This window comes from Nostoc sp. (assembly GCF_036919495.1).
Lineage (GTDB): Bacteria > Cyanobacteriota > Cyanobacteriia > Cyanobacteriales > Nostocaceae > Nostoc.
The window spans coordinates 1-20,689 of the sequence record NZ_JBALBZ010000024.1 but is presented as its reverse complement, the minus strand read 5'-3'; the positions used below and the strand labels follow the sequence as shown (position 1 = coordinate 20,689).

At 41.1% G+C, this 20,689-nt stretch carries 20 protein-coding genes, 2 pseudogenes and 1 CRISPR repeat array; of the genes and pseudogenes, 7 read left to right on the top strand and 15 right to left on the bottom strand.

Annotated features, from left to right (window positions below; translation table 11 throughout):
- Nucleotides 1–94: 94 nt before the first annotated feature.
- The 5 genes and pseudogenes from V7K25_RS02530 to V7K25_RS02510 form a co-directional block, all read right to left on the bottom strand.
- Nucleotides 95–283, bottom strand: a pseudogene (locus V7K25_RS02530) (formyltransferase family protein); the annotation flags it as partial.
- A gap of 40 nt (nucleotides 284–323) precedes the next feature.
- Nucleotides 324–1,412 (bottom strand): HoxN/HupN/NixA family nickel/cobalt transporter, encoded by a 1,089-nt coding sequence (locus V7K25_RS02525; protein WP_335154768.1) that lies wholly within the window; start codon nucleotides 1,410–1,412, stop codon nucleotides 324–326.
- An 808-nt stretch (nucleotides 1,413–2,220) separates the two neighbouring features.
- Entirely contained in the window at nucleotides 2,221–3,519 is a 1,299-nt protein-coding gene (locus V7K25_RS02520; protein WP_335154766.1) for a hypothetical protein, read from the bottom strand.
- Between the two features lie 77 nt (nucleotides 3,520–3,596).
- Nucleotides 3,597–3,785 (bottom strand): hypothetical protein, encoded by a 189-nt coding sequence (locus V7K25_RS02515; RefSeq protein ID WP_335154764.1) that lies wholly within the window; start codon nucleotides 3,783–3,785, stop codon nucleotides 3,597–3,599.
- 80 nt (nucleotides 3,786–3,865) lie between these two features.
- Nucleotides 3,866–3,991, bottom strand: coding sequence for a hypothetical protein (locus tag V7K25_RS02510; protein WP_335154763.1), 126 nt, complete (start codon nucleotides 3,989–3,991; stop codon nucleotides 3,866–3,868).
- A gap of 21 nt (nucleotides 3,992–4,012) precedes the next feature.
- Between V7K25_RS02510 and V7K25_RS02505 the strand changes: the two genes are divergently transcribed.
- Entirely contained in the window at nucleotides 4,013–4,276 is a 264-nt protein-coding gene (locus V7K25_RS02505) for a hypothetical protein (RefSeq protein WP_335154761.1), read from the top strand.
- Nucleotides 4,277–4,542: 266 nt separating this feature from the next.
- A CRISPR array of direct repeats spans nucleotides 4,543–5,450; the repeat unit is 37 nt; unit sequence GTTTCAATCCCTAATAGGGATTTTAGGTAATTGCAAT.
- Nucleotides 5,451–5,802: 352 nt separating this feature from the next.
- Here V7K25_RS02505 and V7K25_RS02500 read toward each other — a convergent pair.
- The 3 genes from V7K25_RS02500 to V7K25_RS02490 form a co-directional block, all read right to left on the bottom strand.
- The gene (locus V7K25_RS02500) at nucleotides 5,803–6,126 is read right to left on the bottom strand and encodes a hypothetical protein (RefSeq protein WP_265274625.1); all 324 of its coding nucleotides are present in this window, start codon (nucleotides 6,124–6,126) and stop codon (nucleotides 5,803–5,805) included.
- A gap of 279 nt (nucleotides 6,127–6,405) precedes the next feature.
- Nucleotides 6,406–6,585, bottom strand: a complete 180-nt coding sequence (locus V7K25_RS02495) for a chlorophyll a/b-binding protein (protein ID WP_012407782.1) — start codon at nucleotides 6,583–6,585, stop codon at nucleotides 6,406–6,408.
- 378 nt (nucleotides 6,586–6,963) lie between these two features.
- On the bottom strand, nucleotides 6,964–7,836 hold the full coding sequence (locus V7K25_RS02490; RefSeq protein ID WP_335154759.1) for an MBL fold metallo-hydrolase: 873 nt from the start codon (nucleotides 7,834–7,836) through the stop codon (nucleotides 6,964–6,966).
- A 230-nt stretch (nucleotides 7,837–8,066) separates the two neighbouring features.
- On the opposite strand from V7K25_RS02490, the gene V7K25_RS02485 reads away from it, so the two are divergent.
- A complete protein-coding gene (locus V7K25_RS02485; RefSeq protein WP_335154770.1) occupies nucleotides 8,067–8,333 on the top strand; it encodes a Precorrin-3B methylase in 267 nt (88 codons plus the stop codon).
- A gap of 169 nt (nucleotides 8,334–8,502) precedes the next feature.
- Here V7K25_RS02485 and V7K25_RS02480 read toward each other — a convergent pair whose 3' ends face one another.
- Nucleotides 8,503–9,597: a WD40 repeat domain-containing protein gene (locus V7K25_RS02480; RefSeq protein WP_335154757.1), complete on the bottom strand. Its 1,095-nt coding sequence runs from the start codon at nucleotides 9,595–9,597 to the stop codon at nucleotides 8,503–8,505.
- Between the two features lie 270 nt (nucleotides 9,598–9,867).
- On the opposite strand from V7K25_RS02480, the gene V7K25_RS02475 reads away from it, so the two are divergent.
- Nucleotides 9,868–10,050: a hypothetical protein gene (locus V7K25_RS02475; protein ID WP_109007232.1), complete on the top strand. Its 183-nt coding sequence runs from the start codon at nucleotides 9,868–9,870 to the stop codon at nucleotides 10,048–10,050.
- A 255-nt stretch (nucleotides 10,051–10,305) separates the two neighbouring features.
- The gene (locus V7K25_RS02470; RefSeq protein ID WP_335154755.1) at nucleotides 10,306–11,001 is read left to right on the top strand and encodes a pentapeptide repeat-containing protein; all 696 of its coding nucleotides are present in this window, start codon (nucleotides 10,306–10,308) and stop codon (nucleotides 10,999–11,001) included.
- 220 nt (nucleotides 11,002–11,221) lie between these two features.
- On the opposite strand, the gene V7K25_RS02465 is transcribed toward V7K25_RS02470, so the two are convergent.
- From V7K25_RS02465 to V7K25_RS02450, 4 genes are all read right to left on the bottom strand, one after another.
- Entirely contained in the window at nucleotides 11,222–12,202 is a 981-nt protein-coding gene (locus tag V7K25_RS02465; RefSeq protein ID WP_335154753.1) for an aldo/keto reductase, read from the bottom strand.
- Between the two features lie 203 nt (nucleotides 12,203–12,405).
- Nucleotides 12,406–13,107 (bottom strand): Npun_F0296 family exosortase-dependent surface protein, encoded by a 702-nt coding sequence (locus V7K25_RS02460; protein WP_335154751.1) that lies wholly within the window; start codon nucleotides 13,105–13,107, stop codon nucleotides 12,406–12,408.
- Nucleotides 13,108–13,564: 457 nt separating this feature from the next.
- On the bottom strand, nucleotides 13,565–14,080 hold the full coding sequence (locus tag V7K25_RS02455) for a hypothetical protein (protein ID WP_335154749.1): 516 nt from the start codon (nucleotides 14,078–14,080) through the stop codon (nucleotides 13,565–13,567).
- Between the two features lie 178 nt (nucleotides 14,081–14,258).
- Nucleotides 14,259–14,558: an RNA recognition motif domain-containing protein gene (locus V7K25_RS02450; protein WP_229499645.1), complete on the bottom strand. Its 300-nt coding sequence runs from the start codon at nucleotides 14,556–14,558 to the stop codon at nucleotides 14,259–14,261.
- Nucleotides 14,559–14,953: 395 nt separating this feature from the next.
- Between V7K25_RS02450 and ilvA the strand changes: the two genes are divergently transcribed.
- Nucleotides 14,954–16,465: a threonine ammonia-lyase, biosynthetic gene (gene ilvA / locus V7K25_RS02445; protein WP_335154746.1), complete on the top strand. Its 1,512-nt coding sequence runs from the start codon at nucleotides 14,954–14,956 to the stop codon at nucleotides 16,463–16,465.
- A 102-nt stretch (nucleotides 16,466–16,567) separates the two neighbouring features.
- On the opposite strand, the gene V7K25_RS02440 is transcribed toward ilvA, so the two are convergent.
- Nucleotides 16,568–17,608, bottom strand: a complete 1,041-nt coding sequence (locus V7K25_RS02440) for a hypothetical protein (RefSeq protein ID WP_335154744.1) — start codon at nucleotides 17,606–17,608, stop codon at nucleotides 16,568–16,570.
- Between the two features lie 10 nt (nucleotides 17,609–17,618).
- Nucleotides 17,619–17,864 carry a hypothetical protein gene (locus V7K25_RS02435; RefSeq protein ID WP_094352238.1) on the bottom strand — a complete coding sequence of 82 codons (246 nt, stop codon included), beginning with the start codon at nucleotides 17,862–17,864 and terminating at the stop codon, nucleotides 17,619–17,621.
- A 1,043-nt stretch (nucleotides 17,865–18,907) separates the two neighbouring features.
- Between V7K25_RS02435 and V7K25_RS02430 the strand changes: the two are divergent.
- Both V7K25_RS02430 and V7K25_RS02425 read left to right on the top strand, forming a co-directional pair.
- Nucleotides 18,908–19,441, top strand: a pseudogene (locus tag V7K25_RS02430) (helix-turn-helix domain-containing protein); the annotation flags it as partial.
- A 675-nt stretch (nucleotides 19,442–20,116) separates the two neighbouring features.
- Complete coding sequence (locus V7K25_RS02425; protein WP_335154742.1) at nucleotides 20,117–20,476, top strand: hypothetical protein; 360 nt, start codon at nucleotides 20,117–20,119, stop codon at nucleotides 20,474–20,476.
- Nucleotides 20,477–20,689 lie beyond the last annotated feature (213 nt).

Below are 20,689 nucleotides of genomic sequence, written 5' to 3'. Positions count from 1 at the left end.
TCCTGCCAATGTGCCGTCCATACTACAACTTCGCTGTGCCTACCTCAATGGTCAACTTGCTATCTAATGTCTTTGCAAAAATGGGATGCTCCCATACAACTCTCTCCAAATCTTTGCCTTTTCTCACCAAATCATCCACTTCATCACGGTGACTAACTCGCACCACATCCTGTTCAATAATTGGGACTGCATCTAAATCAGCATTGGTATAATGAGCATCTGCGCTAATAATTTTTACCCCACGTTAAAAAGCTCTGTGATAAGGATTTATTTCTATAAAAGCTGTCATAATGTACAACTTTCATGTCGCCCATATAATAAGCTCAATGTCTATTTCTCTTATCTTTAGCGGTTGTAATACTAGTAACTTCCAACTCATCATACTTATTGACTTTATAGATGATGGTCGAAAGTAACCAACTAAATACAAAGATGGCAATGATTAAGTAACCAATTGTGCCAAAGTTATCACCTAGTTGACTAATGAAATCCCAAAACGGACTTTTCAGTTGTAACTGATCGCCAATAATATTTAGAGCCTCAATTCCGCCAATGATTACAGCAACTAGTACAGAAACAAAAGTGATGGTCATGTTGTAGTAGAGCTTGCGGATTGGTTTGACGTAAGCCCAGCCATAAGCACCAAGCATTAAAATGCCGTCAGTGGTGTCAACTAAGGACATACCTGCGGTGAACAAAGCTGGAAATAATAGGATCGACCAGATAGGCAGACCTTTAGCTGCTTGATTCGCAGAAATCCCCAGCAGTGCTACCTCTGTGGCCGTGTCGAAGCCTAAGCCAAAAAGGAAACCTAAAGGAAACATTTGCCAGCTACTATCTATCAACCGAAACAAAGGACGGAAGATGCGACCGAGTAGCCCACGTTGGTTCAAAAATTCATCTAAGGATTGCTCATCATAGATTCCTCCTCGCTTGACGGTTTGGAAGGTCTTATAAACATCCCACAGCACCACCATATTGATTACTGCAATTGCTAGTAGGAAAAGTGCAGAAACGGTACTGCTAATTAGCCCTCCAACCTTTTCAAAACTGGGAAAGTTATTATGGATGGTTGTAGTGGTTAAAGCGATCGCAATAGAGGCGACAATTACAACGGTGGAATGACCTAGAGAGAAGAAAAACCCAACAGAAACAGGTCGTTTGTTCTGCTGCATCAATTTACGGGTAACATTGTCAATCGCGGCGATGTGATCGGCATCTACAGCATGGCGTAGACCAAAGCTATAAGCTAATACGGCAGTGCCAAGCAGAAGGGGGTAGCTGTGAAATGCAATGAGGGCAACTACCCAGACCAAAATATTCACGCTAATCAAGAACGCATAGATGTTGATAACTTTACGTCTAACGTTTCTGGAACTATCGTTGAAAACACGCGAAAATCTGGCTAGCATTTATCACTCCTTAATAAAGGCATATTTCGACAAGGTGAAAAACGAATGAGACTCTCTATGAGCCGTATAAGCATACTGAGCCAGCCTATAGAGGTTTCATTCATCAAAATTACTTACATTGACATTGACGTAAGGTTAAGTAAAACCTATCTAAATGACAAAGGTATTGCAAAGTTATGTCAAAAGTGTGACTAGTGGGACATACTTCATAAGCTGTTACGTATATAACTTGCATTATCAGGGTGGGCAGGATGCCCACCCCACAATCATCTTGAAAAAATATTAGTGCAAATTAAAGGCGCAACAGCTTAAAAGTGAGCAGCATTGGCAGGCTGAAATCTTTATAAATAAGACTTGCCGCAGGCTACCGCCAAGGTGCAGAGAACACAGAGAGAAGTAAGAAATGCTTAACCCAAGCGTATTGGGCTATTAAAAACTGAACTAATACCAATTTTATATGAAGCTTTTTTGAGAAACTGCCAAAGTCTTTCTATTGGATTAAGTTTAGGTGAATGAGGCGGCTGGAGCAGGGGAATAATATTTTCTGGGCAATTAATTGCACCATTGATATGAGTAGGAGCTTGGCCAATTTGTAAAATTGCATATATTTGATCCCAATTCTGTATGAAGATGCGCCGATAGTGCAAGAAATAAAGAACGTAGACGCAAACGCGAGAGCGCCAAGTACGCCAATAAATAAGAAATTAAGAGATTTGGCGCAGCTTCATAAAGAAAGGGATAACAAGATAGTGCGGGTGCGATCGCCTAGATTGAGCGGGTACGCAACCAAAGATTCAACGTCTAGAATTTAGGGAGCAGAAATCGATGAATCGCTCTGTGGTGGATTGGCTTGTTCTGGTGGAAGCGGTTGTGCAGATGAATTATCTTCTATGGATGTAGATTCTGGCTCTTTTATCATACCATGCTGCTCTTGCCCTCTAAGCCCAAGATATGTTGCGGCACTGATTCCTTGTAGTGTAAGAAGTGTTTCATCAAATTCCGGCATTGCCAGATTTTTAAGGACTTCCCAAACAAAGAATAGTCCGAGCGCAACTGTCCAAATAAATGTTTGGAACCGATGAAAGTTGACTCCATTAATGTCCGATAATATATCGTAGAAAAAACCTTCAGAAACGCGTTGACTACCTTTTTTCTTATTCTCATTCCCCTGCCCATCAATTAACGAAGTACCAACGGTAGTTACAGAATTGATTCCCAATAATATTAGTGATTGTTGAGTCAAAATATTGGTATAGTCTCCTGTTATGCCGTAGATAATCAGGTAAGCACCAAAAATTAGAAATGTCCAAAAAGCAAGTTGAGATATCGATAGACTGAATGGGTTTCTGTTCAATTTTTTTCTGCCAAGAAAAATTTGAGCAATTCGGCTTTGACGATATTCGTTTTTAAGATCAGCCTTTTCTGCGATCACCAGTTCCTGTCCACCAATCACCTCTCTTTGAGAGTAAACCCCTTCTATTCCAGAGCTACGAAGAGTGTTTCGGCAATACCTAATGAACATTAATACAACAGCCACAAGTAGAAGCAGACACAGCCAAAATCGCCACGAAAACAGAACTATTGTTAATTGAGGAGGTGGGAAACCATCGCTCACTGGAATTGCAAGCTTTTTGGGACAGCCTACTCCCGCTATCACGTTAATACTGTATCTGCTACCAAGAAGCTCATTCCATGCAGCTTGAGACGAGTCGGTGCGCTCAAGTCGAAAGGCTAACCAATCATCCTCAAGAACTGTCTTTTGATCTTTACCCACAACCTTAACGATGACTGGTTCTCCGTGGACATCCTCTAGTTCATAGCCATCCAGGTACAAGACTAATTGTCGAGGATCAAATGAATTGGTGGCATTAGCCGTTGCATTTCTGGTCGCTGCTGATAATCCTTCAACTTTTATCCTAATGCGATCGCCCATTTTAACTTGGTTACTACGATTGTCGGCAATGACTTGTTGAGTTCTCAGTCCAGGAGGTACTGAACATAGCTGAGGGGCAAAATTTACACCAGGGCCATCTGAACTATCTTGAGCAATTCCTGCAAAGTTGATAGTAACAACCAACAGAAAAACCAACAGAAAAATAGCAGTCAATCTTTTAGCATTTCTATACATCGCTCGGTACACCAACAGTTATTACTATGTCGGTAGTGTAACCATACTTGAGTCATTCAGGGTAACTGAAAGTTTAAAAATTTAGGTTTCAAAATCCTTCGTTTGGTGCCGTCAGCTATACGCCAGACTGTGGTTTCCCCATTTATTGCGATCGCATCAGGGTAAAAGCATAAGTTGGAGATTGCGATCGCTGCAATGGCAATTTTGACTCGCTTGAATTCTTTAGGGTAAGGCTTTAGACTCAATTTTTCAGTAATTTAGCCCAGTTTGTGTCTATTTATCTTGCCATTCTTGCTGATAATAACGCAATCAAGCCAAAAAGTGACTAATCATTCAGATTTTCATTGACTACGAACCGACAATCATTAGCAGGGGTTGCTACTGCATTCCCTGGTGATTCCAGCTTTGACTCTGAAGAATTGGCTGGTATCGACTTTGTTATGGTCTTCATTTTAAAGTTTGATGGTTGTAGATGAATATAGGAATAATCCAGCCTTACAGTAACGGGTTTTTAGAAGTTGTACCAGAGAGCGATTATTGGCAAATTGCAGCTATACACATCAATGGCCAAGCCTACTGCCCTACTCCTCGGCTTTATCGATCAGAAAAAGTGGCATTAGCAAAAGCTACACTAATTTATGATTGGCTAGCTGACCACGAAGGAGAAATTAGTGGTGGGGGTTGCTACTGCTCTGAATTGAAACTCATCCTATGGCAACAACCGAAAGTATCTTAGTTGATCTTGTATAGCAGTCCTAAATCATTCGTGCAAATTATATCTCTCTTTCTTCTATCTTTGCTTTGCGTCCTTCTCTTCGAGACGCTGCGCGTTCGCGTAGCGTTCCGTTGGCGCAGCCTCTCGAAGAGAAGGAAAGGCGGTTCGTTTCCTAATCTATATTTTTCGCAACTCAAATTAGGATTGCTATATTAATAGCTGCTTAGAGTCAGCCTGTAGTCCCTGCATCGTGCGGATTTTACTTTATTGATAGGATGCGATCGCATGTTTCAATCCCTAATAGGGATTTTAGGTAATTGCAATGCGAGTATATATAGGCTTGTCCACATCAAACTCTTGTTTCAATCCCTAATAGGGATTTTAGGTAATTGCAATCTAAGCAAGCTACGTTACGGCTTGTTAAGATTTATGTTTCAATCCCTAATAGGGATTTTAGGTAATTGCAATTTACGGCGGCAGTGAAGAGATTGCTACCAACATGATGAGGTTTCAATCCCTAATAGGGATTTTAGGTAATTGCAATAAATTGTAGTTCAAATGTACTAAAAATGCTCTTAAGTTTCAATCCCTAATAGGGATTTTAGGTAATTGCAATTTGCTCTTTAATCATTGAGAGTGTCATAATTAAATAGTTTCAATCCCTAATAGGGATTTTAGGTAATTGCAATATAGTTATGATTTTGCTGTTTATGGTATAGATGATGTTTCAATCCCTAATAGGGATTTTAGGTAATTGCAATTTTATTTTTGTCCGGATTTCCAGGGTTTAGAGTGTTATGTTTCAATCCCTAATAGGGATTTTAGGTAATTGCAATAAAACGTTTGACCTAAAGATTCCTCTACAGCTTTAAGTTTCAATCCCTAATAGGGATTTTAGGTAATTGCAATAAGTCTGTAATTGATCAAAGCTTTACGACTATTCCGTTTCAATCCCTAATAGGGATTTTAGGTAATTGCAATAGCCACCTATCAGCCACGAAAGCATCCCTCCCAAGTTTCAATCCCTAATAGGGATTTTAGGTAATTGCAATTTTTATCACTCTCATTGCTTCCCCTTCATTATCGTTTCAATCCCTAATAGGGATTTTAGGTAATTGCAATGTGGGGTTGCTTTCAGGGGGTAGCCTCGGAAAACGCGTTTCAATCCCTAATAGGGATTTTAGGTAATTGCAATGGCTGGCTTCTGAAAGTCTTGCTCTATTTGGTTTTCAAGGTTCGGTTGCGCGAATGCAAAAATCATAGCACGAGGAGTTGTAATTTGGCTAGAGGCAAATGGCTGAAAACTAGTCCCCATAAGGTGCGCGGATGGTTTAGGAATGCTTACGCTCTCAAGTGATTGCATATAGGGCAATTCAGCCATTTTTTGCATCACTCCTTCCCTAACACCTACCCATCCGCGCATTCAGCGAAAAAACTAATCTGATGGGAAAGCTGCTTACTTATAAATATCCTATAGGTTAGCTGACTTCAGGGCGATGCCTGGGTTAGGCTACGCTTACGCAATACCAGCACCCTCATAACCAACCTTACTTACCAACGTCTTCAAAGTCTGTTATTGCACAAGCAAACTCCCTAAAAGCTGTTTTAATCAAAACCTCTTTCGTCCCCCTTTCTAGTGAAGAATTGCGTATGAGGTCTGTTAATTCTATGAACAGGAGAGAAAACATAAAACGATCTTGACGGTCAACTTGTTTCAAGCACGACGATATAAACTGATAAAGCTCTGTTTTTCTAGGTTTGGTTTGTTCTTCCCATATTTGTAACCCAAGCCGAAAAGTTCTCAAACGGATTTCATTACTGTTGAAGGACGCGTCTTTGTAGCGGACTGATACGCGTTGGGGTATTTCCATGAGTTTTAGCTATACATATTCAATGTAAAGTAATTATTCACTTATATTTTGACTCAACCGGAAAAATCTAATATTTTGCACCAATTGCAACAACCACGATAGGTTAAAGACTTCCAACCTATTGCGGTGTAGGCAGAGGGGCAGGGGGCAGGGGGAGAAAGAAAAATATTATCTGAGTAAATTGGATAATTTATTTTCTGGAAGTCCCTTAGAAACGAATTATTTGCATGGACTGAGCAGTTAAGAGTAGCACACCCGTGCTACCCTCCTAGCATCAATTTAGAGAATGCCCCAGAAATGCAGTAAGCCTTGACCAGAAAAAGCTTCAATCAAAATCGCAGATAAAAAACCAATCATCGCAAGACGACCGTTCCAGTTTTCACTCTGAGGAGTGAAGCCAAAACGCACAGCATTAGGATCTTCTGAAACAATAGGCGCAGGATTCTTAAAACCTGTCATCAGTAAAACTCCAAAGTTCAAGTGTTGTAGCAGTTGTAAGTGTCTGTAAAGTAATGTAACAGATGTTAAAAAAAATGCAACATTGAGTGAATAAAGAAAATCTGAAGAAAATCTGCTCAACATTTTTTCATTTCGATTCACGTTGTAGAGTAAAAGTGGTTTCTGAAATTTTGCGTAGAAGTAGCCCGCCGCAGGCATCGCCTGTAGCAAAGACTCTGCTGTTTCTTGCTCTTAATGCTTATCGAAATCCACTTGAGCAGATATTAAAAGCTTGACAAGCTTAAGTAAGATATTTTACTTTGAATTAAAACTCATCAACGCATCTCAGCAGAACCTTAAAAACCGCATAATTCCGTTGAGATGCATTGATTTTTTGAGCTAATTGGAAGCTGTAGAGCGCAAATGATCTTTCTGCAATTGCGAATTATCTTGGTCAGCGAAGGTTTTGAACTCGATTGCATCATGGCTACAAAAGAGGCGCACTTCACTACTGTGGTCGAGCGATAACGCCCGTAACTTTTCTTGATTATTAAGTCGAGCCTTGCGGTCTACCTCCATGAACGACTGGTAGGCACGTAGACCAGGTGTGCAAACTCGTTTAGGAGAGCCGATTTCGTGTCGGTAAAAGTAAGCATCGCCTGCATGTAAGAGCCAACCTTCGGATGTGTCAATAGCGATACCTGCATGACCCCGTGTGTGACCAACAAGCGGTATCAGGAGAATTTCGGGTGGTAGTCCTTCGAGGTTACGTACTGCCTCAAAGCCAAACCAAGGTTCACCACCAGCCGAATAATACTTCCAATTTTTCACTTCGTCCCACTGGCCAGGGCGGTAACGTCGAGATGAGACAAAGCCTTGCCGTTCCTTGGCTGCTTCAATCTCACTGAGCATTACATGCACGGTTGCTTCAGGAAAATCTTCCAACCCGCCTGCATGGTCAAAATCGAGGTGAGTAAGCACTATATGGCGGACATCGCGCGGGTTCAAGCCGAGTCGCTCAATAGCTGCAACCGCCGTGTATTTTTCTTCAAACTTGATACGATTTAAATTCATGAAGAACGGGCTGAGTCTTGATAATGGCGCTTTGACATCGCGCTGACCGAAGCCTGTATCTATGAGAACGAGTCCCTGATTTGTCTCAATGAGCAGACAGTGACAGACGAGACAGGCTGTTAGCCCACGACTAAAACCGTCGAAGAGTGCGCCACCAATCGGGCACATACAACCGCAATTAAGATGATGAATACGCATAAATTATTCTAGCGAGCATCAATCTCTTTTAAAGACGAAACAATATGGATAATCACCATACTTAGGAGTGAAGAAATTTATGTCTTTACAGGATTTAATTGCTAAGTTCCTTTTGCAGTCTGTGTCTAAAGTCTAGTTAAATCGAGTTGCAGGTTTGACTTGCTTGGGTTGTAACTGTGAGAATGAGGCTGACTCGCTACGATCGCATTAGAAATTTATCGCATCTGAGTATGGCAAACCAGGACGCTCCACTCACAGGAGAAGCGCTAATTAAGGAAGTCTGTCGGCGGATTCGGGTAGCCCGTAGCTATTGGGATGCTCACAACAATGCTGCCTGTCGGGGTGAGCGCGATCGCGCAATCTTCCTTTACAATACACTGAGCAAAGAACAAAAAGAGCAGATTCCGCAAGTGTTGCGCGTCTGGCTGCGCTATCGCAGTGAGAAGTATTTTGGCGCACACCGAACACCGCCCAAATCGGCACGACAATCAAAATAGTAAGTAAAACTAAAGTAGGGTGTGTTACGGCTTTAGCCTAATTCACCATCTTATACCGTTCCTTTGTGAAGCTGCATATATTTACCCCCCGGCTACGCCATCCCCCCGATGTTTTGGGGGGACTGATTATGTGCATCTTCATACAGAATTGGTATTATAATTAATGCAGTTAGTTAATTTGCCAAATATGGATAGTGCCATCCTCATTGCTAGTAGCGAGGGTTTTACCATTTGGGCTAAGAGCAAGCGCTAAAACGGAACTGGAATCATCCTGAAAGGTGTACAAGAGTTTTAAAGTCTCTAAACTCCACAGTTTAATACTGCCATCAAAATTACCGCAGATCAGAATTTTTCCATCGGGGCTGATGGTAAGAGATTCAACTGAACTAAAATTGTCAGGAAACTCATGCAGCAATTTTCCAGTTTGAAGATTCCATAACTTTAGAGTGCTAATTGCACGATTTCGAGAAACTAGTTGACCAAAACTCCCAGTGACGAGCTTTTTGCTATCTGGAGTAATGGCAATAGCATCAATTCCGGTTTTGTGTCCTTTGAGAATATGGCGTGTTTTTTTAGTTTGCAGATTAATAAGCCTAATTGTATTGTCATCGCCACTACCCCCAGCACTTACAAGGGTTTGCATATCAGGGCTAATTGCAACCTTACTCACAAAGCCTGAGTGTGCAGCAATTGTATCAAGCAGCTTAAGTGTGTGTAAATCCCAAAGTTTGATTGTGCGATCGTCACTGCCACTAGCAATCAATCTACCATCTGAACTAATAGCAACGGTTTCTACTGGCTGGGTATGTTCACTTTCGACGTTAAGCATTAATTGAGTGCGTAAATCCCAAACCTTCATTGTTGGGGTAGTTATCCCACCACTTACAATCAGTTTGCCATCTGGACTAATAGCAATTGATGTAACACCATCTGAGTGAGCATCTAAACTACGCAGCAATTTTCCAGTACGTAGATTCCAGGTTTTAATTGTATCATCTCTACCTCCACTAATCAGGGTTTGCCCATCGGGGCTAATGGCAATTGCTGGAACACCAAAAATCGCTTTTTTATGTCCAGTCAGTGTATGAACAAGTTGAATATTTATTTGAGGCTGAGTAATTCTACTCTTGACAATGGGGGGATTTGAACCAAAAGAATGTACATCAATGACAATCACAGTGATGCTTACTGCGTAGTTTACCGCCGCAGGCATCGCTAAGGCTGTAATAGCTAGTTTGGACTTAAAAAAATTCAATAATTTCATGGCGGTGAGGAACGCAATTATATAATAGGGTTCCCATTTGATGGGTTGCGATGTCTACGGTGGGCAGATATGCCATCGTCCCTCATCACATTTTATAGATGGCAGTATGGGAAACTCTGCCAGTTGAATGGATAACTTTTAGCAAAGTTCGTTAAGCACGTCAAATTTAGGTCGGTTGCTACACACACCAGTCTGATTGTGATTCGTCATAATGTAGTGTAGTAGTGCAATATATCGCGCTGTTACAAAAGCTAAATACAGAGGTAAACTATGTTTCCTTTTTGGGGTAATGCCTGTTATGGAAGCGAACCCATTTCGCGCAAAGCTGGCTTAGAGCGGAAATTAAAATTCTTGATTTGGATGCGAGATGATTTAGAGTCCAGACTGGCTGGCATTAATGCTTCTATTGAAACCATTCGCCAGCAAATAGAACGCTCAGACTCAGCTGCTTAGACTTAGTTCTTGCAGAGTTTATACCTAATCCGGTTGTAAGTCCTTAGTGACTGGGCGCTGTAGATAGGCTGCATCAATATTGTAAGTCTTTGTGCAGCGCTCTGTTACTAGCTGGCGCATAATAGAGGAGCCTGGAAAAACGAAGTCCAGTTTTTTGTACTTGTGTCTGGTAGAACTAACTCGATAGAGTAAGCATTTATGAATATCTTGAAGTTAGAGCCGTAATCGTCACTTAACGCGCCAGAACTTATAGAAATGAAAAATATTATCTCGATTGGTTGGAATAGCTGGTTAAAAGGGCACAAAGAATCTATTTTACTATTTGACTCAATTGCTGCCGCTAGTGAAATTGCCTTTATGCTTAACGGTCAGTGGGATGGCTGCAATGGTGTGATAATAGCTAAATGTGATGAGGTAGCTGTTAATACTGTTACCAAACTATTAGAAGCTAGATGGTGTTATCAAGGCGCATCAAAAGCTGTTTTAGACAGAATAGCAACTGATGAAATTTTACGCCGTTATGCAATGGGAGAAAAAATTTTTATTAATGCTAATTTGAGGTATGCAGTACTTCCATCAGCAAAACTGAATGAAATTAATCTAAGTTATGCGAAGTTGAGTTGGGCAGACCTCAGTCAAGCCAATCTAAATAAAGCTGATTTAACAGCAGCAGACCTAAGTGAAGCTAATTTAAGTGCAGCCAACTTGAGTAAGGCATACCTAATGAGGGCAAACCTAAAGGGAGCAAACCTGCAATTAGCAGATATGAGGGGGGCTAACCTAAGTAGCGCTAACTTAAGTGAAGTTAACCTTATTAATGCAGATTTAACAGGAGCTAATCTATCGCTAGCTGACCTCAGAGGGGCAAATTTTCACTTCTGCAATTTGAGTGGGGCTAATCTCACAGGTGCTAAGTTAATTGAAAGTGACTTGGCTTTTGCTAGACAGTAACTAACGATAATAATGATTCATATTCAAATAGGACTTACGCACGGGTAACGGAAAACGTAGACGCATTAGCGAAGCGGTAGCGACGTTCGCGTAGCGTCTCGCAGAGAAGGAGCATCAGAGGCTTGCCGCAGGCTACCACCGAGGGCGCAGAGGTCATGAAGGAATGAGAGTTTTAGAGGGTTTTTGCATAAGTCCTATCAAATTCAGCAACGTTGAAATTTTACTTAGTTTGAAATATATTTTGTACCATTTTTTTGTCCGCATTTGCTGCCGCTTTATCCAACTCAGCAATCTCAGTGGCGTCTAATTGCCAACCCAATGCACCAATATTCTCCCTTGCCTGTTCCACGCTCTTTGCTCCAGGGATAGGGATGGTTCCTTTACAGATGCACCAATTAATTGCTACCTGAGACATAGTTTTGTTTCTGGACTGTGCCACCTCTTGTAAACATGCCAAAAGCGATCGCATTCCTGGTAATATCTGCCTAAACAGCAGACCTCGGATACCTTTGGGCAAAGGGCCTTGCTCAGAGTATTTTCCTGTCAATAGCCCCAAAGCCAGAGGGCTGTAGGCAATAAGTTTTATTCCCAACTCATCACAAAGGTCTTTGAGCTTTAGTTGGGTAACAGGATATGTAGACAACAAAGAGTATTGAACTTGCAAAGTCCTAATAGGAACGCCTTGTTCAGCAAACTTTCTCTGCACTTGCTTAAGCCGTTTAGGCCCATAATTAGATAGTCCCACTGCCTTAACTAGTCTTTGCTCATACAAATCAGCAAGACCATCTAACAGTCCTGCCTCTTGCCAAGGAGCATAATTCGCTGTAGACCAATGCATCTGTACCAAATCTACGTTTCTTCCCAGACGTTGGGCAGATGACTTACAAGCCTCTACCATTGATTTAGGTGTCCATCTCCACGGGTAAGCAGCAAGCTTAGTCGCAATACAAATATTTTCTTTGCCTAAACCTACATATTCTTGGCTGAATCGTCCCAGAAGTAGTTCACTGCGACCATTCAATCTCCCAGTTCCGTAAGAATCACCTGTATCAAATAAAGTCACACCGTTGCTTACACAAAGGTTAAACAACGCTTGCAACTGGTCATCCATACTTTCGTCATATCCCCAAAGCAGTTGGTTGCCCCAGGCCCAAGTCCCGCAGCCCATACTTGGGAGGGAGAGTTTTTGGAGAGTCTGCATCTTTGCTCTCTGTAGATTGCCTTATTAATTATCAGGCATAAGGTATGGGATTCCCGCCGATTTTCGTTGAATTGAATTACTAATTTTTGCGTCTTCGCTTTTTTTGATGATATCAAAATTAAAACCCAGCAAAAAGTGCTGGGTTTTATATCTTAAAACGAGAGGGATATTGTTATTTCTTAAACCGACACGAAGAGATTATTTTAAACTATCTTTGATTTCCGTTTCAGAAATGAACCAGCACTCACAACACCGAACGCTAACAAGCCTAATATTGCAGTTGGTTCAGGGACACTAGCTAGCTTGTAACTATGGTTATCAGTTTCAAATGCAAGACCAGTTGTACTGAAAACTACTTTATCAAAAGTCTCTCCTATACTAGTATTTGCTAACAAATTAACATAGACATTATTTGTAGGACTAGTCTGATTACCATCAGCTGAAGCACCTGGAACAGAACTGCCATTAAATGTTGCTATTAGATTACTTCCACTATAAACCGAAACATAGTTATATGCGTCTATAGACCCCCAGTAAAAGCCAAAGTAATCAATAGGATTAGCAAAGGTAATAGTTTCATTACCACTTCCTGGAATATTTTGAAGACCTGAGGGCGCAACTGTTAGGTAATAGCTGTTATCACCCAAGGGGGTAGCATATTGATTAGTTACACTTCCTTGGACTATTCCATTGCTTCCAGAGTAAGTAGCAAATCCTTTTAAATCAGTTGCTGTCTTTGAATTGAAGTCGATTGTTGTAGCTCCTGGAGTATTAGTCTTTTGACCTTCTCCTGGAACAGATGTGGAATTTCCTTTAGTCAGGCTAACAGCGCCAGCAGGGTTAGCACTCATGAAAATAACTGCTGTTCCAACTAAGGCTAATGATAGTTTTTGGAGAGTAGACATTGATTTATTTACCTACGCATTTGATATGCATAGCCTGGCATGTCAAGTTGGAAATTGTGTAGTACTTAGAAACCATTTTTACACAAAAAATGTATTAATTGCATCATTTTGAAGATAGGAACAAGTTATTGAAATTTAAAAATTTTTTAGATTTAACAAGTTCCGTGAGTTTAAGTACCCCGGTTCAAAAATCACGCAAGTTTTGTGTTGGGGTTAAATCCCCAGACGCGTCACTGGCGTTGTGTTAGACGAAAGTACGGTACCGTCTGAAGATTTTGGTGCGTTACGGACTCCGTACTAACGTACCCTATATATACTTATATTTTTTTACGCAATCAAATAGGATTGCTGTATATGTAGAATATATAGGCAAATATTAAAGTTGTAGGATTTTTCATTATGATAGACAAATGGTAGACGTTCAAATTTACGTTCTATCACTTTTTATGCACGCAGATTATATTTCGGATAAGTCTATTGGGGAATTTGCAAGGAGCCAAGCTTTCTGAGTCCATGCGTTATTAAATAACCTGACTTCTGGCACTTCTAATTCAAATGAATGGGGTGGTAATTGTAGCAACAAGGACGAACCTTTGTCATGAGACTCAACTAAATTAACTATCCAGGGAAGAAAATCTAAAATTTCTTTTGGTAGTACAGTTAACTCAAAGTCCCACATCAAATTGAGGCCTCGGCAGACTTGTCCTTTTTTGAACGTCGTGATTCTACCGGCACTTTTGTTAATAGCGAGTCGAAGAATGAATGGACGGAATGGGACAAATTCATCAGGTGCTGTATAAGCGTATACATTTAGATAGTTCAGTCTCTGCCTATGATCCATCCAAGATGCGATCGGAGAATTACTACTATAAGATGTACCAGTTATGCTCACCGGCAAATTCATAGCAGCAGCAAAGTTAGAGTAGAACTCACGCCTTAGTTCGCTAACAATATGTTTAGCTTCTGGGTTCATGGTTACTACACCTATTACAAAAACGAGCGCATGGCTTCATAAGAGATAGTTATTATCAAACCGCAACGCGAAAATCATTAGTCATGAATCCAAGAGAAACCTATCAACCAAAGCACAAAAAAAGGCAGACGCCTTGTCTGCCCTCAAGACTTTAGAGTTAGATTCTTAGTTTTAAACCTTAATAGCGACGAGAGGAACCACCATCACCTCGTCTACCGCCAGAGGAACCTCCGTCTGTTTTGGGCTTGGCTTTATTAACTTTTAAGCTCCGCCCCATCCACTCAGCAGTATCAAGCGCCTCAATCGCTGCTGTTTCTTGTGCGTCTGATTCCATCTCTACAAAGCCGAAACCTCTCATCCGACCTGTTTCTCGGTCGATAGGCAATTGAACATTTTTTACCGTTCCGTATTCTGCAAAGACTTGCCGGAGGTCATCTTCTTTAACCTCATAAGATAGGTTACCGACGTAAATTGACATAGAATGTCTCCAGAATCAGGGGCTGTAGAGATTTAGATCCGGAGAGGTCTGTAATACAAGTATATATAAAAACAAACTACACGGCCGAATTTAATCTTTCACGCATACTTTAACATAAATTAAGAAGTTATATTCATAAGCAACACTATACTTATCTCTTGATCTAAATACTCGGACAGTTAGCGAAACTCTTTTAAAATAAATCTACCAGCGATCGCACTGAATTTTAGGTCACTAAAAAAATTAAATTACTGTACTTATTTCTCTTCAAACAGTAGTAATTTGTAAATTTTATTCACTCAAAACTTTGAGAGAGTGCAATTAAATAAAACCAGTGCGCTCGCTTGTAACGTAAAATTAGTTTCCATCCGGCATTTGCTAACACCTTGACGCCCATGTTTTGCGACTACCTCATCCAAATCTTGACTGCCCGTGTGTATGATGTTGCCCAGGAAACACCACTGGAGTATGCCCCAAATTTGTCTGCGCGGCTGAATAATCAACTGCTGCTGAAACGTGAGGATATGCAGTCAGTATTTTCCTTTAAACTGCGGGGTGCTTATAACAAAATGGTGCAACTGCCACCAGATATATTAGCGCAGGGTGTAATTGCCGCCTCTGCGGGGAATCATGCTCAGGGAGTCGCCCTTGCAGCCAATCGCTTAGGAACCAAAGCGATTATTGTTATGCCAGTAACCACACCCCAAGTCAAGGTGGACGCGGTTAGAATGAGGGGCGGAGCAGTTGTCTTACATGGAAACACCTACGACGATGCTTATAGCTATGCCCGTGAATTAGAAATAGAAAAAGGTTTGACGTTTATTCATCCTTTTGATGATCCTCATGTCATTGCTGGACAGGGGACAATTGGGATGGAGATTTTACGACAATATCAGCAACCCATCCATGCGATTTTTGTAGCGATTGGAGGGGGTGGATTAATTTCTGGGATTGGGGCTTATGTAAAACGCTTGCGTCCCGAAATCAAGATTATTGGTGTTGAGCCAGTAGATGCTGATGCAATGTCTCAATCGCTAAAAGCCGGACATCGGGTGCGTTTGTCTCAAGTAGGGTTATTTGCTGATGGTGTGGCGGTGCGAGAAGTAGGTGAAGAAACCTTCCGTTTGTGTCAGCAGTATGTAGATGAAATTATTCTGGTGGATACAGATGATACTTGTGCTGCGATTAAAGACGTGTTTGAAGATACACGATCAATTTTAGAACCAGCCGGTGCATTAGCGATCGCAGCTGCTAAAGCATACACAGAACGAGAGCAAATCGAGGGACAAACCTTAATTGCTATAGCCTGTGGTGCAAACATGAATTTTGATCGCCTCCGCTTTGTGGCAGAACGGGCAGAGTTCGGCGAACGCCGCGAAGCCATCTTTGCAGTCACAATTCCAGAGGAACGGGGAAGTATTCGCCAGTTTTGTGAATGTATTGGCAATCGTAATCTTACCGAGTTTAATTATCGCATTGCTGATGAAAAAACAGCCCATATTTTTGTCGGTGTGCAAATTCAAAATCGTGCTGATGCTGCCAAGATGGTAGAAAACTTTGAAGCTCAAGGATTTGAAACTCTTGATTTAACAGATGACGAACTAACTAAATTACATCTGCGGCACATGGTAGGTGGGCACTCTCCCTTAGCTCATAATGAATTGCTCTACCGTTTTGAGTTTCCCGAACGTCCTGGCGCATTGATGAAGTTTGTTACTTCTATGAGTCCCAACTGGAATATTAGTCTTTTTCACTACCGCAACAACGGGTCAGACTACGGTCGAATCGTTGTTGGTATTCAGGTTCCCCCGCACGAGATGGAAGAGTGGCAAGCTTTTCTCGATAATCTGGGCTATCGCTATTGGGATGAGAATAAGAATCCGGCATACAAGCTGTTTTTGGGATAGGGAGTGGGGAAGAGGCAAGGGGGCAGGGGGCAGGAGGAGCAGGGGGAGATGAGGGAGAAGAACTAATAGATCATGCCCAATGCCCAATGCCCAATGCCCAATCTAACGAGAACTACCCTCCAATATCATATTGGAGTCCCAAGTATAGAAGCCAATTTGGTTAGGAACCCTAGAGAATCTGCCTGTTCGATAGCCTCTAGATAATTCATTCAGCACCTTATTTTTGACCTCTCGAAGTTGCTGAGAATCTAGTTCTCCATAAATTCCGGCGATGACTTCAGCAACGCTGAAAACTTTACCTTGATTTTCTTCAAACAGAGAGGTGAGGGCATCAATTAAGAATTGACCCTCAAAGGCTTTGAGCATCGGTACTGCTTTTGTCGGGGGCACAAAAGGCTTCTTGTTTTTGTTTTTGATGCTCCTAGAAGCACCATTCCGGTTACTTGGAGCTACCAAACTTAAATCCAGAGTATAACAACCTGGCTCATCAGGAATAGTTACCCAGTAATTCCTTTCCCTGCCTTGGGTCAGGGAAGATTGAACCCGACCTTTAACTACTTTGAATAGATTGGAATCTAACTCTCCATAAAGCGATCGCACGATAAAATCGATATGACACACAGTACCTATTTGCTCTTGCAATAGCTGTTTTATCGCTTCCATTCGTGAAACAGCATGATTGTACTGGGGTAGCATAGGGATTTCGGCCACCTTCATTGAACTATCGTTGTTCTCTAGGGCGATCTTTGGATCTGGCGATGTCGTTGAAGGTTGACTCTCTTTTGTATCAACAGCAGCAGAAAAAGAATTATCGATCTCAACCAAGTCTTTGTCTGCAAGTTCTGACTGTACAGACTCCACCAAGTTGATTTCGTCGATGTCGTCAAGAGGTGATAAAAACCGCAAAGAGCCTTCTTGGGAAACATTTGAGGTTTCATCAGCCGCCGTCAAACTTGATATCTGCTTGCTGCTATCAGAATAAGACCAGTTAGACAACAACGCTTCTACATGATCGAGCTGCGATCGCGCCTGCACAAAGAGGCGTTCATACTCTTCTGTGAGGCGGGCATAATAGTCTCGTAATTCCAACAGTGGTGAGAGAAAAGTACCTGGAGGTGGTTCTAATTGTCCATTTTGAGTCATAAGGCTTCAATTAATTTAAATCGATGTCACTTTTGTAAGACATTGCTCTGGGTTTTGCTTTGTGAGATGCTGGCTGGGATTTCTTGGGCGCTTGGGGAGGGCGACATCTCTCACAATATAAGGGTCGAGGCCCAAAAGTCTCGCGCTTTGTCAGATCGTTACACTCTTTACAGACAAACTGGAAAACACGAGTATGAATCTGTCTTTTGTGCGCCCTGACAGTATATTCCCTAACATCAATAAATTTACTTGCCATAATCAGGATTTTGAATTGCTCTCGTATCAATGTCCTATCAATATAGCTATTCAAGCAAATCAAGCTGCATCAGTGTGTGTTTATGTAGAAGTTTTATTCAATTCAGTGAATTTGACACCTACCATAAAGTGCAGATGAGGAACTTGATAGTTAACTATTGACTATCTTCTCAGCATATAATTGGTGATGAGGAAACACCACTACCATTTTTTAGGCGCAAGCAATTTTCATCGCCATCATCAGAAAAATTGGGGATGGGGAAGTGGGGGATTATTCACTTCCACTGTTTTTTAAATCAAGTTATCGACAGTGTGTCTAATTACCTATCATAAAATTACTGTTCTCCCTTATGGTGAGGACTAATACTTAAGGAAGATATTCCTGTTTAAAGAACAACCGCCTCCTGTTTTTAAGAACTACGGTGTACACACAAGTATAGTCCGCAAGGGTTCCAACCCTTCCAGCCCCATAAATACCCAAATATTGGGCAACTGGAAACTCCATTTATCCCGCTAATTTTTAGGGCTAAGGCAACCGAAAGTAAGTTTTAGGTGGGATTTCAAGACTTGTGTGTACACGGTAGGTTTTTAAGAGGGGGTGTGCGATCGCTAATTAAACTATGATTCCAGTAAGTTTTGTCGCTCTACTCAGGAGCAATAAAGAAGCGTCAGGGCTTGCCACAGGCTACCACAGAGAGCATCGAGAGAAGAAAGAAATACTTAACTTAACTGTATTACTGTATTGAATACTACTTTATACCAATTTAATTGGTATAAATTTCCTGCTAGACAAATGCTCTGTTTATCGAAATTTGGGGCTTTTGAGCCATAATAGCAACTAAAAAGCAACCAACCGCAAATTATTTTTGCGTTTCGCAAGCAAATTGGCAATTTCTGTGATAGTCTTTTTATAGGGGAATCAAGACAGCGAAAGCACAAAAAGTCTTCAAAGAGAAATGATATAAACTCAAAGACTACACTTTCGCCTTAGCAGATGCAATGTTTAAATCCGCTACGGCTTTTTGAAACCAAGAGACAAAGCCAATGAAGCAGGATAGTGACCTCCGTAATAACTTGAAGTCGATTAGAACTCGCTTAGGCATGAGCCAACAAGATTTGGCTAACATCACTAGTGTGACTCGTCAGACTATTAGTGGTGTAGAGTCGGGACTATATGCTCCCTCAGTAGCCATCACACTTCGCTTGGCCAAAGCGCTTGGCTGTCAAGTTGAGGATCTATTCTGGTTAGAGCGGGATTTACCTGAAATTGAAGCAGTTCTTGCTAAACCCGTTCCTAATGGTCAGCAACTACGAGTTAGCATGGCTCGTGTGGGAGGACAATGGATAGCTTATCCCTTAATTGGCAAGGATGCTTTTCGCCAAGATATGATTCCGGCTGACGGTGAGGGTGAGACTTGCACAGGTACAAATAAAATTCGAGTCCGTCTTTTAGACGATAATCTCGACACACTTCACAACACCGTTGTGATTGCTGGTTATGCCCCTGTGATTTCACTATGGGCAAGAGCTACCGAACGCTGGTATCCTCAACTGCGAGTCCAATATAACTTTGCCAATTTGTCGCTTTCTTTTTTCCAATTGGTATTGCTACCGCTAGAGAAATCATTTAAGTGAGCGGATGGTAATACTTGCAATATTCCTTAAGTAAAGTAGGCTGCCATAAAACCAGTATCGATAGCATTAAAGACGCAATGGGTATCGTGCGGGTAAAACGCATAAAACATTTCTCCGTTTACTATTGAATATTGAAAAAACTAGATTGTTTAGCTGAAAGCTTTTTGCTCACCAAAAATTAGTATCGTTATCGCCAAAACTGAGCAATTTGACAATAGATTCTGTTAGGAAAAAATAAAAACGGTTCTATCGTTAAACCTTCAACTCCTTACCAAACGCTACTAAATAGCTAGTTTTTAATAACTCATATTAAAAACTAATAAATCCTGACGCCAAAGTTAGTCGCAAACCTCTTGTTAGATTTGCGTTTTTCCAAATGGATAAGTGTATCTGTGTAATCTAATGAAGATAATACCAACTTATTGAGTAAAGTACCAACTAATATAGTAATCAAACACGAACAAAATTAATTTTTATTTCTTTTTAAAATAGTTCAGCTTAATATTGTATAGAAACTAAGCTGTCGTTATTTACCTTATAAATAGGCAACTATCAAGCTTGAATTTAACAATCATACAGATACTGTAAATTACAAACATAATCCAAAGAAGATTGAGAATGCTAAATTTAGATGCCAATGAAGGAGATACGTACAATGTTGGTCAGGCTGGTGCTGTAAGTAAATATGCCCGATCAGATAATAATACTTTCTTCCAGTCTGAGCAAAAGAAGACTTTGGCTGATGCAGCAGCAAAAATTCAACAACTTCTTAAGCAGTTGGAGCAAACTAATCCAACTGTCACCGAGTCTCAACAAATTGCTTACATCAATGATGAAACCACTCCTAGCTTCAAGCTTCGTGTAGTTGGTGCGTTACAGGCAAGTAGTGAAGCAGCAATTGATGAGTTTATTCTAGAAAACAAGTATCTGAAAGTTATAAAAGCGGCTGTAAAAGGCTGGTTACAACCAGGTAGTTAGGTTTGTTGGTGTTGCCAGCATCATAACAAGTCGCGGCATCGTAACTCCTCAATCTGGTTTGTTGAGTTGCAAAGAGTGTTGAAATAATTCCCTGACTTGATGAGAAAGTGCTGATGTGTGACTGAGCTAAACTAAACGTATATCATCTCAAAATAAGCTATATGGCTCTGGGCGAAATTTTACCAACCGTCAGTCAACTATCTCATGAAGATA

Bases quoted from the DNA above. Each gene is read 5' to 3' on its own strand.
- V7K25_RS02510 (WP_335154763.1), bottom strand. From the start codon at position 3,991: ATGAAGACCATAACAAAGTCGATACCAGCCAATTCTTCAGAGTCAAAG.
- V7K25_RS02455 (WP_335154749.1), bottom strand. From the start codon at position 14,080: ATGAACCCAGAAGCTAAACATATTGTTAGCGAACTAAGGCGTGAGTTC.
- V7K25_RS02470 (WP_335154755.1), top strand. From the start codon at position 10,306: ATGAAAAATATTATCTCGATTGGTTGGAATAGCTGGTTAAAAGGGCAC.
- ilvA (WP_335154746.1), top strand. From the start codon at position 14,954: ATGTTTTGCGACTACCTCATCCAAATCTTGACTGCCCGTGTGTATGAT.
- V7K25_RS02500 (WP_265274625.1), bottom strand. From the start codon at position 6,126: ATGGAAATACCCCAACGCGTATCAGTCCGCTACAAAGACGCGTCCTTC.
- V7K25_RS02425 (WP_335154742.1), top strand. From the start codon at position 20,117: ATGCTAAATTTAGATGCCAATGAAGGAGATACGTACAATGTTGGTCAG.
- V7K25_RS02475 (WP_109007232.1), top strand. From the start codon at position 9,868: ATGTTTCCTTTTTGGGGTAATGCCTGTTATGGAAGCGAACCCATTTCG.
- V7K25_RS02495 (WP_012407782.1), bottom strand. From the start codon at position 6,585: ATGACAGGTTTTAAGAATCCTGCGCCTATTGTTTCAGAAGATCCTAAT.
- V7K25_RS02480 (WP_335154757.1), bottom strand. From the start codon at position 9,597: ATGAAATTATTGAATTTTTTTAAGTCCAAACTAGCTATTACAGCCTTA.
- V7K25_RS02460 (WP_335154751.1), bottom strand. From the start codon at position 13,107: ATGTCTACTCTCCAAAAACTATCATTAGCCTTAGTTGGAACAGCAGTT.
- V7K25_RS02525 (WP_335154768.1), bottom strand. From the start codon at position 1,412: ATGCTAGCCAGATTTTCGCGTGTTTTCAACGATAGTTCCAGAAACGTT.
- V7K25_RS02490 (WP_335154759.1), bottom strand. From the start codon at position 7,836: ATGCGTATTCATCATCTTAATTGCGGTTGTATGTGCCCGATTGGTGGC.
- V7K25_RS02440 (WP_335154744.1), bottom strand. From the start codon at position 17,608: ATGACTCAAAATGGACAATTAGAACCACCTCCAGGTACTTTTCTCTCA.
- V7K25_RS02505 (WP_335154761.1), top strand. From the start codon at position 4,013: ATGAATATAGGAATAATCCAGCCTTACAGTAACGGGTTTTTAGAAGTT.
- V7K25_RS02485 (WP_335154770.1), top strand. From the start codon at position 8,067: ATGGCAAACCAGGACGCTCCACTCACAGGAGAAGCGCTAATTAAGGAA.
- V7K25_RS02450 (WP_229499645.1), bottom strand. From the start codon at position 14,558: ATGTCAATTTACGTCGGTAACCTATCTTATGAGGTTAAAGAAGATGAC.
- V7K25_RS02435 (WP_094352238.1), bottom strand. From the start codon at position 17,864: ATGGCAAGTAAATTTATTGATGTTAGGGAATATACTGTCAGGGCGCAC.
- V7K25_RS02465 (WP_335154753.1), bottom strand. From the start codon at position 12,202: ATGCAGACTCTCCAAAAACTCTCCCTCCCAAGTATGGGCTGCGGGACT.